The organism is Bradyrhizobium sp. CCGUVB14 (genome assembly GCF_024199935.1).
GTDB lineage: Bacteria > Pseudomonadota > Alphaproteobacteria > Rhizobiales > Xanthobacteraceae > Bradyrhizobium.
On the sequence record NZ_JANADS010000001.1, the window covers coordinates 1,809,385 to 1,822,432 of the forward strand.

At 57.5% G+C, this 13,048-nt stretch carries 6 protein-coding genes and 3 pseudogenes; 4 read left to right on the forward strand and 5 right to left on the reverse strand.

Annotated features, from left to right (window positions below):
* Positions 1–178: 178 nt before the first annotated feature.
* A pseudogene (locus NLM32_RS08460) lies at positions 179–1,354 on the reverse strand (2-isopropylmalate synthase); the annotation flags it as partial.
* 1,153 nt (positions 1,355–2,507) lie between these two features.
* On the opposite strand from NLM32_RS08460, the gene NLM32_RS08465 reads away from it, so the two are divergent.
* Both NLM32_RS08465 and NLM32_RS08470 read left to right on the forward strand, forming a co-directional pair.
* Positions 2,508–4,115 carry a carboxyl transferase domain-containing protein gene (locus tag NLM32_RS08465; protein WP_254128671.1) on the forward strand — a complete coding sequence of 536 codons (1,608 nt, stop codon included), beginning with the start codon at positions 2,508–2,510 and terminating at the stop codon, positions 4,113–4,115.
* A gap of 17 nt (positions 4,116–4,132) precedes the next feature.
* A complete protein-coding gene (locus NLM32_RS08470; RefSeq protein ID WP_254128672.1) occupies positions 4,133–6,133 on the forward strand; it encodes a biotin carboxylase N-terminal domain-containing protein in 2,001 nt (666 codons plus the stop codon).
* 244 nt (positions 6,134–6,377) lie between these two features.
* On the opposite strand, the pseudogene NLM32_RS08475 reads toward NLM32_RS08470, so the two are convergent.
* The 4 genes and pseudogenes from NLM32_RS08475 to NLM32_RS08490 all read right to left on the reverse strand — a co-directional run.
* Positions 6,378–6,641: pseudogene (locus NLM32_RS08475) on the reverse strand (IS5/IS1182 family transposase); the annotation flags it as partial.
* A gap of 134 nt (positions 6,642–6,775) precedes the next feature.
* A complete protein-coding gene (locus NLM32_RS08480) occupies positions 6,776–6,877 on the reverse strand; it encodes a hypothetical protein (protein ID WP_309144878.1) in 102 nt (33 codons plus the stop codon).
* A 122-nt stretch (positions 6,878–6,999) separates the two neighbouring features.
* Positions 7,000–8,352, reverse strand: a complete 1,353-nt coding sequence (locus NLM32_RS08485; RefSeq protein ID WP_254128673.1) for a CapA family protein — start codon at positions 8,350–8,352, stop codon at positions 7,000–7,002.
* A gap of 413 nt (positions 8,353–8,765) precedes the next feature.
* Positions 8,766–9,998: an FAD-dependent oxidoreductase gene (locus NLM32_RS08490; protein WP_254135255.1), complete on the reverse strand. Its 1,233-nt coding sequence runs from the start codon at positions 9,996–9,998 to the stop codon at positions 8,766–8,768.
* 606 nt (positions 9,999–10,604) lie between these two features.
* Here NLM32_RS08490 and NLM32_RS08495 point away from each other — a divergent pair.
* Both NLM32_RS08495 and NLM32_RS46290 read left to right on the forward strand, forming a co-directional pair.
* Positions 10,605–11,577 (forward strand): annotated as a pseudogene (locus NLM32_RS08495) (IS3 family transposase); the annotation flags it as partial.
* An 868-nt stretch (positions 11,578–12,445) separates the two neighbouring features.
* Positions 12,446–12,955, forward strand: coding sequence for a hypothetical protein (locus NLM32_RS46290; protein WP_375143664.1), 510 nt, complete (start codon positions 12,446–12,448; stop codon positions 12,953–12,955).
* Positions 12,956–13,048 lie beyond the last annotated feature (93 nt).

The window sequence follows — 13,048 nt, forward strand, 5'->3', positions numbered from 1 at the left end:
AGGCTGCGCGTCGCTAATGGAGCAAGGGCAACTGTGAAGCTATGAGCCTCCAACGCTCTTAAGATTTGGAGATCGACACCAGTTGAGTTGGGCGATAGCGGTGAAACCTCGCAACATTCGTCAAGGCAAATCCGCAGGCGCTCCATTATCCTGCCGCATTTTCCCGGAGTCACCGGTTCGCCAGCTCCGCAGCAGCTAGGGCTTTAATATCATCATCAGAGATGTTTTTCTTCCGATCTGCTAAAGCCTTAAACTGCACAAACGCGCGTTCCAGTGCGTGCTCCGAGAGCCCGTAGCCAAGCTCTTGCATTTTTTGTGCGAATGCTCGGCGACCCGAGTGTTTTCCCATAACAAACGAGGTGCGCTCCACACCAACGCTCTCCGGCGTCATTATTTCGTAAGTCCGGGCATTCTTTAACATGCCATCTTGATGAATCCCAGCTTCGTGTGCGAACGCATTCCGACCAACAATCGCTTTATTGTACTGCACCGGAAATGAGGTCGCCTCGCTCACTAGTTTGGAGGCGCGAGCAAGCATTTGGGCGTCAATATTAGTCCAGTAAGGCAGTATATCGTTACGAACCTTAATAGCCATGACGACTTCTTCTAAAGACGCGTTGCCTGCGCGTTCGCCTATTCCGTTGACAGTGCACTCGACCTGTCGGGCACCGGCGCAAATTCCAGCAAGTGAGTTGGAAACTGCCATACCAAGATCGTTGTGACAATGGACTGAAAACGTCGCCTTATCAGAGTTGGGTACGCGGTCCAGAGCCATTCTAATCATAGCGGCGTATTCTTGAGGCATGGAATACCCAACGGTATCCGCCAGATTGATCGTACTCGCCCCCGCCTTGATGGCAGCCTCGATGCACCGGCATAGGAAGTCATGCTCGCTACGCGTGGCATCTTCGCAGGACCACTCGACGTCGTCGGTATGAGTTCTCGCTCTTTTTACTTGAGCGCTTACCAACTCGTAAACCTGCTCCTCGCCCATCTGAAGCTTCCATTTCATATGAATCGGCGAAGTAGAAATGAATGTACTAATGCGACCGTGCTTTGCAGGCCTAACCGCCTCAGCGCAACGATCTATATCTTCTAGTCTAGCCCGTGCAAGTCCACACACGACTGCGCATCTTGCTTGCTTAGCAACCGCATGTACCGCTTCAAAATCTCCTTCCGAGGCTGCCGGATACCCAGCCTCGATGACGTCAATTCTCATCTTATCAAGCGTCTCAGCTATCTGGAGCTTTTCGTGCAGGCTCATCGTCGCTCCTGGCGCCTGCTCACCATCACGCAGGGTCGTATCAAGCACAATGATCCTTTCCTTAACAGCCAACGGCGTCATAGAAGTCATGGTCTTGCCCTTCCTTGTCGGTCTTCTTTTTTGTCGTATCAGTCTAGAGGAATGCTCAGCTCACTCGTCCACGCAAAGTTGCACCGGCTGCGGAGGTGCCGTGGGCCGCACCCGACCGCCATTGTGCGCTCGGCCGCATCTCCCTCAGTTCTGCTTCCACAACCAAGGTAAGCCACCTTCTTTTGCTATTGAGGGACGTTACGACGCCGTCATTGTGGCGAATACTACCAATGTTGCTAGTCTGCGCCGGTCGGCCGAGCACCTGGATGGCGTCCAGGCACTGCGTATTTAGTTATGGCGAGGGATAGGTAGGAGAAGCGGGAGGGACCCACCTCGCCGCAAAAAGCACTGTGCATATGGTCCAACGATTGAACCAAAAAAAATCATCGTGTTTCTCACTTTGAGCTGCCGGCATTCTCTCCGGATAAGATGGCCCCTTTGCTGCTGTATCGTCGCATTCAGTTCATGTTCCAGGGTGGGCCATGACTACAGACTCGGTCAGCAATCGCGAGAGATGAGCGTTCGTATTTCGATGCAACAAATCAGGAGGCCACTCCCTGCTCAGCACGCGGGAAAGGCCCAGGCCGACGGCGACAAGGAGGGCCCCTGATTTCCATTGCATGCCGACCCTTCGCGCCTTGGTCACGCTTGATCATCAACCAAATGATTTGCATCTGAGATCGAAAATCAATTTCTTGAATTGGTAGTTGAATGCTACGAGAATATAGGCATTTCATAGGCGGCTTCGTAGCCGCTGGCTATATCGGGGCGGCTCCACAAATATCGGAGAACTTCAAGTGATCAGTTCGCTCAACGATGGTCGATCGAGTTCACTCAGCGACAGCGCCGATTGGCGCTCACTAAAGTGCTTGATCGCGTTATGGGTCGATCTACGCTCTTAAGCGATAAAGATCTTCGAGAGTCTCTCGATTAGGGCCCGAATCGCGATTCCTCCTTACGGCGGACATTTCGGATCCATAATAGCCACTGAACTGGACACCATGATGATTCTAGATCGAGGTCGTAGTCTGCCGATAAGTGCCTGCGACATGATCTCGGGTCGCCGCATTTCTCAGGAGCCCACGACATCAAGCTCTCACATTCGGCAAGATCATCGAAAGCGAAATCTCGTCCAGGTGAAAGGATCTTCTGAATGCCAATTATGAAATCAAACGTTGCCACTTCGAGCAAGGAATACAGCCGCAATCGCGACGCCTACACTGATCGCATCTCCGATCTTCGCCGACGTCGCGCCGCGGCCGCAATCGGCGGACCCGAACGGACGCGCAGGCTTCACAAGGAGCGAGATCAGCTCTTGCCGCGCGAGCGCATCGTGGCCTTGATCGATCCCGGATCACCTTTCCTCGAATTCTGCCAGCTTGCCGGTGAAGGTATGTACGACGGCGTGCCGGGCGGCGGCAGCATCATCAGCGGGGTCGGAATGATCTCGGGACGCCCCTGTATGATCATCGTCAACGAGCCCACTATAAAGGGAGGAACCTATTACGGCATCACATGCAAGAAGCACGTCCGCGCTCAACGCTTCGCCTGGGAGCAACGCCTTCCCTGCGTAACTCTGGTCCAGTCGGGAGGTGCCAACCTGCCCGACCAGCCCAACATTTTCCCCGATGAGGGCCAGTTCGGCTCGATCTTCTACAACCAGATCAGAATGTCCGCCGAAGGCATTCCGCAGATCGCGGTTGTGCACGGCCCCTCCACTGCGGGGGGCGCCTACATCGCTGCACTCTGCGACGAGACGGTTATCATCCGAAACCAGGGCGCCATGTTTCTGGGAGGTCCGCAGCTCGTCTACGCGGCGACGCGCGAGGAGGTCGGAAGCGAAGCGCTCGGCGGCGGCGAGATGCACAGTAGCATTAGCGGCGTAACCGATCACCTTGCCGAGAATGATGCGCACGCAATCGCCATCACGCGCGAAATCGTGGCCAATCTGGGCGAGCTGCCCTTGCAAAGGTGGACAGTGGCCCCCGTACGCGAACCGCTGTTCGACCCGGCGGAAATCTACGGCCTGATCAGCTCAGACCCTTTCGTTCCCACCAAAAACCGCGACATCCTCGCCCGACTGGTCGACGGCAGCGAGTTCCACGAAATCAAGCCGCTCTATGGCGAAACTCTAGTGACCGGCTTCGCGCGGATCATGGGCTTCGAGATCGGTGTCCTCTGTAACAATGGCGTACTGTTCTCTGAGAGCGCATTGAAGGCGACGCACTTCATCGACCTCTGCTGTAAGCGGGCCATTCCGATGCTGTTCATGGCCGACGTCACCGGCTTTATGGTCGGCCGCGAGGCCGAGGAGGGCGGCATCACCAAAAATGGAGCAAAGATGATCACTGCAATGGCCAGCGCCAACGTGCCGAAGTACACGCTGGTAATTGGCAACGCTTACGGCGCTGGATACTTCGCAATGTGCGGCCGCGCGTTCCGGCCGAATGCCATGATGATGTGGCCGCATGCCCGTTCCGCACTTATGGGTGCCGATCAGGCTGCCACGACGCTCGTGATGGTCAGGGATAAGGTTCACAGGCGTGAGGGAACAACCTGGACGAGCGCTGAACGTGAGGCCTATATGGCCCCTACTCGGCGCGCATTTGAAGACTTCGCCAATGCATACAACTTCGCGCGCAATACATGGTGCGACATGGTGATCGACCCGCTTGAAACCCGCCAGGTGATGGCGCTGCTGCTCGATCTGGCGGGCCGCATTCCGCATCGGCACACCAACTTCGGCGTGTTGCGAATGTAGGCGCAGGAGGTTCGAGCGTGTTCAAAAAGATACTGATCGCCAATCGGGGTGAAATCGCCTGCCGCATCGCGCGAAGCTGCCGCCGTCTGGGCGTCGCGGTGGCCGGTGTCCATTCCGCTGCGGATGCCAACGCCTTGCATGTCAAAACCATTGGCGAATCAATCGAGATAGGGGCCGCCCCGGCTTCAGAAAGTTACCTACGAATCAATACTGTGATCGCCGCCGCCAGGACCACCGGTGCCGAAGCCATTCATCCGGGTTTTGGCTTCCTGGCCGAGAACACTGCGTTCGCTCAGGCGGTCGAAGGGGCCGGCCTCGTGTTCATCGGACCTACGCCGGACAATATCAAACGCCTAGGCGACAAGGCGTCTGCGAAACGCGAGGCCATTGCGGCCGGCCTTCCCACTGTGCCCGGCTGCCAGGCTCCCAGCGAAGATCTCACCGAAATCGAAGACGCAGTCCGCCAGCTCGGACTGCCGGTAATGCTGAAGGCTGCAGCCGGTGGCGGCGGCAAGGGCATGCGGGTCATCTCATCTATTGATAGTCTTCGCGAGGAAATCGGGTCAGCGATGCGAGAAGCCGAGAATGCCTTCGGCAACGCCTACCTGATTGTCGAAAAGCTGATTCAGGGCGGCCGGCACATCGAGGTGCAGATCGTCGGAGATGGCAACGGAAACGTGATCCATCTGTTCGAGCGCGAATGTTCTCTCCAGCGCCGCCATCAGAAGCTGATCGAGGAGGCGCCGGCTCCGAACCTTGCATCTAGGCTTCGCGACCGCATGCTTGAGGATGCCGTTCAGCTCGGCCGCGGGCTCAAGTACCGGAGTGTCGGCACCGTCGAGTTCCTCGTCATCGGCGCAGAGTACTATTTCCTCGAAGTCAACCCACGGATTCAGGTTGAGCATACCGTGACTGAAATGGTTACCGGTAAGGACATCGTCGAGCTCATGCTTCACATCGCAGCCGGTGACGACTTGTCTATTGCGCAAAGAACGGTGACATGCCGCGGGCATGCGATAGAGGCTCGCATCTGCGCGGAAGACCCGAACCACGGCTTCATGCCATGCACCGGAGAGCTTGCGCACGTCAGCTTTCCCGCTGGTGATATACGCGTCGAAAGCGGTGTCGAAAGCGGTTCAATCGTTACGCCTTACTACGATTCCATGCTAGCTAAACTCATTGCGCATGCCGACACTCGCGATGAGGCACTAGATCGGCTTGGGCGTGCGCTTAATGAGACGTCGATCTTCGGTGTCACAACCAACAGAGAATTCCTCGAACGGTTAATCGCGCTACCTGAGACGAGGAACGCCACGTTCCATACGCGTCTCCTTGATGACCAGATCTATGGATCGAATGGTGTCCACGATAGCCACACTGATACGCTCGCGATGGCAGGCTATTTCTGGATGATGCTTCAACGGGAGACGGAGTCCAAAGGACCATGGTTGTCCAGGGAGCTTACTGGCTGGCACATGGCGTCGGACGACGACGGAATGGCGCCGATCCCCATCCTGTATCTCGAGAGCGCAGGAAAGCGCGCGGCGATACGCTTCGCACCGATGCAAGCCGACAACTGGATGTTGATTGGCGTAAATGAGGCCAAGGTTGCAGTGAAACTGTCGGCGCTCGGTGACCACAAATTCGTAGCCGCGATAAATTCACGCCGAGATATCGTGCGAATATTTCCGAGAGAGAGCGCAATCTACGTTCATGATGCTCGTCGGGCTCACGCCTTATACATAGTTCCCCATCTAAGATGCCACCAAAGGGCTCTGGAGGCTAGCGGCGAACTACGTGCTCCGATGACGGGCGTGGTGCTTAAGGTTAACGTCGACGTCGGCGCGCGCGTGAAAGCAGGCGACGCGGCGATCATCATGGAATCCATGAAGATGGAGCTCCGCATTGTAAGCGAGGTGGATGGCACCGCGACTGCGGTCCACGTCAAGCCCGGCGATGCCGTCCATCGGAACGCGATCGTTGTCGTCATCGAGCGCGACACGGTTCTGGCGGTTTAGGCCACCGTCTTGCCTCATGTACTGATGCTCCCGGGTGCGATCGGTTGCCTCATTTATTTTGCTCCTGGCTTGAGTTGAGGAGGAGGCCGGGTGCGGAAATGGCCGGGGTTTCGTAGCGCCCGGCCTCCTCCGCTGGTACCTCGCACGTCATTGGGGTGTTGTGACCTCGTACCCTGGCGGCACTTTCTCGCTAGGAGCGAACAGCAGCGCATTCGCTTGCTCGCTGCGCCAGGAAGAAGCTTGTTCGGATAAGCCCCTTGATGGCCGCATGAAGCAGCTTGGCATCGGTCGGGAAGCTGATGGCCTTAGGTTGCACCGTGGTGTCGACCGTGACGCGCCTGAGGTCCTGGCCGCGTAGCGCGTCGGCCTCGTGTGCCACCCGCAGGCTCTCGGCCAGCAAGAGCTCCAGCTTGTCGCCGAGCCGCTTGCGCCAGTGGCTCAGGTCCAAGCGCTCGTGCGGGAAGGCGTGCTCGAAGAAATCTTCGCCGGTGAAGAACTGTAGAGTGGGCCGAGGGAGTTTCACCCTCAGCCCCTCACAGAACCGGACGTGATATTCTCGCATCATTCGGCTCTTGTTAACCGTTGCGTGACCAAGGCGCGCCCAGTGGACGAAGAGCGAGGGGTTGCGCTTCGCGATGCCGTTCAGGCGCCGCAAGCTCCGTCCCGGTGCCTTTTGAGCGGCTTGTACTTCCGTCGGAGCCAGGCTCCGAGACGTTGGTCGAAGTACGTGAACAGCTTCCACAGCTCCGTTGGATAGAAGCGCCCGCAATACTGCCACCACCCTTGAAGGACCGGATCGGGCTATATCGACCAACGGAAGCGGCGCATGCTGTGGCAAGCGCCAGCCCCTTAAGCACCTGGCCTCGTTAAGTGATCGATTTCATCAGAACGAGATCGGCATATTCTTTGATTTGATCAATATGCTTCATACGATCACGTGATCCATGTTCGCCGCGTCCATTTTGATGATCCTCAAGCTTTTCAATACGCAATAGCCTTGCGTCACCTCGCCAAAAGCTATTCTGGAACACCGGGATAGGATTTATGTTTTCGATGTAGGTGCGGCTCGCACTGCCGATAAACCCCTTCGCCAACTTCAAATTCACGATCAGACCTAAAAGCAGATGTGGAGCGGCATCCCATTCATCGAACGTCAGACCTCCTAACGAATACGCAATGACCGCGATGCGGTTTGGATCTCTCTTTGTGCGGTAATACTCAAGAGGTTGAATAACGTGAGGATGATGACCCCAAATTAAATCTACTCCTTCTTCAACCAGTTTGTGAGCGGCCTCGATTTGTCTGCTTCGCGGGAAAAACTCGAATTCGAATCCCCAGTGAATTGAAGCCACAATGAAATCACAATATTGCTTCTTGCAATCATCGATTTGCCTATTGAGTAATTCCAAGTCTGTCGGAACGTCTTTGGACATAAGCTTGGCTGTATGGATACGATAAGCCTCATTCGAGGGTGGATGGCGGCCATTGAGCCCAAACGTCGCTGATATGAAGCCGATTTTGACTCCTTCTCTGGTGAGGATTATCGGCCGTCCATATTCTTTCGGGTTTCTGGGAGTACCGATGATTGTGATTCCGTTCTGGGCAAGAAGCTTTTGGGTGGTCTCGAGGCCTTCTATCCCTAGGTCAAACGTGTGATTATTGGCGAAGTTAAGGGCCGTAAAATATTTCCCTCGGTGTCCCACCAGAGTGGAAAACTGAGCTACCGAGTTCTGCAAAATAAATGGGTTCTGCGGACCTTGCCCCGAAATTACAGAACCCTTTATGCTGCTTTGCGTCACAGGCGCTTCCAAATTCGCCAAAGAGATGTCGACATCGAAGAGGATGTCCGCAACACTTTCGAAAAGCATATCTTTGGACAATTCTATACCATTTAGCGGCATCAAATCTCCCGCCGCCCCAATGGTCACCGTTGCTTCCGTTTCAAACTCATTCGGTAATCTCACAACAGATTTGTCCTGCGAGAATAGGACTTCCTGCACATTTCTCTCTGCCCTTACGGTGGGCCTTGCGAGTTTGTAGAGCCAGTATGCCCAGTCAGCAGCTATCATCTCTGCAGAATCGGTGGCAGCATCTGAGCGCGGATAATCCCAGTCACCGGATGACTCGGCTTTTTCCAGGGCTGCTTTTGCTTCTGATTCAAACGCAAGGGCTTCAGCCTGACTGATCTCGCACGGGGTTGAGAGAAGGTCATTTGGCATAACTTACGATCCTTTTTGAAACCAGCAGTGATTGTGAGGACCGGCGACTGCCTCGTCGGCTCTCTAGCAGACACTGAACGTCAGCGTCGCCGCGGCAGCCCTGTGCCAAAGACATCTATCGGACAGTTGCTAGGATTTTGTCCCCCAATTTTATCCAGTCCTGAGTTCGCCCGCGGGTGTTGGATTTGCCGTTTGGTCGGTGGGCGACAGGAGGTGGCTCGGAGCCCTCGCCATAGCGCAGCACCAGATCTCGGCGGTGATGAAAGGCGAACTCGGGTCTTCAATCCAAGCTGCGAGTGTGGTCGCGCGTCGTTGTAATTGGCCCGCTGACGTCCCAGCGTGCCGCGGGTTTGGTATCCCGCGAGCTTGCGCGTATCGCCGAGGACCGCGGCGACTGGTTGCGCGGGTGTCATCTAGAAGCGATCCGGCCGATAGGGCACCGCATCAACCGCAGGCGCCTCGCCGCTCATGATTTCGGCGAGCAGCCGGCCGGTCGCGGGTCCCAGCGTAAAACCCTGGTGGCCATGGCCGAAATTCATCCAGAGACCGCGATGGCGAGGTGCGACCCCGAGCACCGGCAACATGTCGGGTGTGCAGGGTCTTGTGCCGAACCAGGGCTCTGGTTCGACACGCGTGCCAAGATCGAGCAGCTCGCGCGCCGCAGCCTCTGCATGGCGGAGCTGGATCGGCGTTGCAGGTGCATCAGGGCTCGTCAGTTCGGCGCCGGTGGTGATGCGGATTCCCTTTGCCATTGGCGCCATCGCGCAGCCTCTCGCCGTATCAATCAGCGGCAGATCGAGCGAGGTACTCCCTTGATAGTGCATGTGGTAGCCGCGCTTGCGCACCAGCGGAATGCGATAGCCGAACGGTTGTAAGAGATCGGGAGACCATGGCCCGAGCGCAACTACGACCGACGCTGCGTCGATGCGGCCTTCGTCCGTGTCGACCGACCAGCCGGCGGAGGTCCGTTTGAGCGTCCGCGCGTCGCCGCTCAAGATGCGGCCGCCCGAGCGCTCGAACAGTCTTGCATAGGCCGACACCAGACCGCCGGGATCCGACACGGTCCAGGGCTCGAGCCAGTGGATCGCGCCGGGGAGATCGTCCCGCGACAGCGGCTCGGTCTTCGCGAGCTCGCTGCCGGTCAAAACACGAAACTGCGTGCCAAAATCGCGCCGGTTCTCTTCCGCCGCTGCAATCGCAACCTCAAACGCCTTCGGGTGGCGATATAGAAGGCGGTAGCCGGCGCGGCGGACGAGATTGTCGGCATGGGCCTCGCGAATCAGGATATCGTGCTCTGGCGCGGCATAGGCGATCAGGCGAGCCCACGCGACGCTCAGTTCGCGATGACGTTTGGGTGCGGAATTCCACCAGTAGCGCAGTATGGGCTCGACATGCTGTGGCAACGACGCCAGGCGATAGCGCACGTCATTGCTGCGGCCGGTCGCGATCTTCGCCAGCGAGGCAGGGTCGCGTGGCATCGGGTACGGACGAACGGCCTCGCTCTGAATGATCCCGGTATTGCCATAGCTCGTCTCCTGACCCGGCTCCTTGCGATCGACTAGCGTGACTGACCAGCCGCGGCGCTTAAGGTGCAGCGCCGTGCTGACACCTACCATGCCGCCACCCAGGATGATCGCGTTCCGTATCACCAATGTTCTCCTGTCAAGCGCTCGGCGCCAGCTTACCCTCAGTTGTGCGAATGCTTGCGGCGATCACGACAGACATCGCGGTCATCGCAACTGAAAATGTAAAGGCGGCGTCAGGTGCCCGTCACGATTTGACATCTGCGATCCGACTAGCAAGCTAGACTTCTGATTGCGTTCGCATCGAGCGTTTTATCGTCCGACTGAGCAGCTTTTGCGCGCCTTATCCAACGATTGCGCAGGAGAAATATCGTCAGCTCAAACATAGCCGTCAGACAACGCTCAAAAGTATCCATTTGACCCCGACGAACACACCACTGCCGCATGCCAAATCGCGTCTGCACCGGACCTTTTCTAATCTCTGAACGAGGGCGTTTGCTGTGAAAATGATCGCGGCGGCCGGAGGAGCGAATGGAAACATCCCGTTGCAGAGGTCAGCGAGTGGTCAAGGATTCTTCGATGACGACAATGCGCTGATTCTCTCGGGAGCGAAGGCTCCCTTATCACATGTCAGTGTGGAAAGAGCTGGCTCCGCAAATTCGGACAGTAGCTTGAGTGGATTTTCTGCCTGACAGCGGCGAGGATTCTCGCCGCGAATCAGGAGCGAAGATGACGAAGAGGAGTCGCCGGACGCATTCTCCGGCATTCAAGGCGAAGGTGGCTTTGGCGGCCGTGAAGGGGGAGAAGACGTTGGCCGAACTGGCGCAACTGTTTGATGTCCATCCGAACCAGATCACGACCTGGAAGAACCAGCTCCTGGAAGGCGCCGCCGGCGTGTTTGGGCAGGACAAGGGACCGGCCGAGGCGCCGGTCGATTTGAAGGCGTTGCATGCCAAAATCGGCGAGTTGGCGTTGGAGAACGATTTTTTGTCCGGCGCGCTCACCAAGGCGGGCCTGCTGAGCGCAAAGCGATGATCGACCGCGACCATGATCTGCCTGTCGTGCGCCAGGCAAAGGTCCTGAACCTTGCCCGCAGCACGGTCTACTATGAGCCTCGGCCGGTTTCGGCCGAGGACCTTGCCTTGATGCGCCGGCTCGATGAGTTGCACCTCGATTATCCCTTCGCAGGGGCGCGCATGCTGCGATCGCTGTTGCGGCGTGAGGGCGTGCAGATTGGCCGCCGCCACGTCGCGACGCTGATGAAGCGCATGGGGATCGAGGCGATCTATCGCCGTCCGAACACCAGCAAGCCGGCACCGGGCCACAAGATCTACCCGTACCTGTTGCGCGGATTGAAGATCGAACGGGCCGACCAGGCGTGGTCGATGGACATCACCTACATTCCGATGCGGCGTGGCTTCGTCTACCTCGCGGCGGTCGTTGATGTGTTCAGCCGACGGGTCCTGGCCCATCGCGTATCGATCACGATGGAGGCAGCTGCGTCGAAGCGCTCCAGGAGGCGTTGACGAAGCACGGCAGGCCCGAGATCTTCAACACGGATCAGGGCAGCCAGTTCACGAGCGTCGACTTCACCAGCGTGCTGATGGACGCCAAGATCGCTATCAGCATGGATGGCAAGGGCGCCTGGCGTGACAACGTGTTCGTCGAGCGGCTCTGGCGCACGATCAAATACGAGGAAGTCGTGTGCTGTGAACGTCACTGTTCGAAATATGAACGGTGGCGATGCTTTATCGGAGATGGGGGTAGGCCCCTCGAAGTCGGCTTGCAGGAGCAGGCTTCAAACCGCCACGAGCTGCATTGGTCAAGAGCCATTGTGGTGAACGTCGATGGAAAAGGCGGAGCAAGACTCCGTCAGGTGAGGTTCAAGGAGACGAACGGAAGTAAACCGCTGATGACGTGTCGAAACGTATCAAACGACGTCGAAACCGGGACCCAGACTTCTGTCCCGCGAATAAAGATTGAGGGGAGCCTGTCTACTGCTCAATCGGCGTCCGGCATGGAGGCGGCGTGACCTTGATCCAGGCTTTGGTAAGGAAGTGCGACCAGTGAAGGCTGGTGTGTTCAGCAGGAGGTAAGCCTGCCGGGGCAAAAGTCAGGCGCCCCGTAGTTTGGATAGCAGGGCGGCGGGAAACCAAAGTCCTGAAGCTTATCGACAAGGTCTCCCTTGGGGAGGCTACGAGTCGCCGGGCCGTAACGAAAGTAAACGCAATGTGGCCTCGAAAAAGAGTGAATCCGAAGGCCGAGCCCGCTTCCATAGGGCGAAGGCAGCATGGGGTGCCGAAATCTGACCGATGCGGCACCTTGACTTCGGCGGGGTGGAAGCGACAGCACGGCGACAAGGACACACCGAGCAACTGGCGAAGCCCTCCTCGCCCCGGTGCGAAATCACCGGAGCAAGGTAGATCGTATAACCGGCTAAACCGGGAAATCGGTCGAAGGCGAGAGGGTGACGGATGGGTCCGTATGAGCGATGAAGTGGGGTAACGCCCGCGGAGCAAAGGGGCCCAACTGTCTGGAATGTCTCTTTCAATCGGGAAGGCAAGGACGAGATGACAAAGGCGTCCATCGATTTGCAGGACCTGAGGCGGAGACTATACGTCAAGGCGAAGGCTGAGACGTCCTGGCGTTTCTGGGGTTTGTACGTGCATGTTTGCAAGATGGAAACGCTACGCGAGGCGTATGCGTTGGCCGAAGAAAACGATGGCGCGCCCGGCGTTGACGGGATCACCTTCGAGGCCATCGAGGCGCACGGTGTAGAGGTTTTCCTCGAGCAGATCAGGGACGAACTCGTGAGGCGCACCTATAAGCCGTTACCGGCTCGGCGGCAGGAAATACCGAAGGACGGGGGCAAGGTCCGCGTCCTTTCGATTCCTGCGATCCGGGATCGGGTGGTGCAAGGCGCGCTCAAGCTCATCTTGGAGCCGATCTTCGAGGCCGACTTTCAACCGGGCTCGTTTGGATACCGTCCTAAGAAGACAGCCCATGAAGCGGTCATCCGACGTCAGCCTGCCGCCGTCAAACGCGGCTGTGATCTTCTTGCGGGAAACGGCTGGAAATGAGAACGGCAGACTCGTATTGTCGGTCATGGCGAGTGTGGCGGCCCGGATGCGCGGAGGGTGGGTGTCAGCAACCGAATCCTACGCTACCTCAGC

Excerpts from the sequence above, each read along its gene's own strand:
- NLM32_RS08465 (WP_254128671.1), top strand. The coding sequence starts at position 2,508 with ATGCCAATTATGAAATCAAACGTTGCCACTTCGAGCAAGGAATACAGC.
- NLM32_RS08485 (WP_254128673.1), bottom strand. The coding sequence starts at position 8,352 with ATGCCAAATGACCTTCTCTCAACCCCGTGCGAGATCAGTCAGGCTGAA.
- NLM32_RS46290 (WP_375143664.1), top strand. The coding sequence starts at position 12,446 with ATGACAAAGGCGTCCATCGATTTGCAGGACCTGAGGCGGAGACTATAC.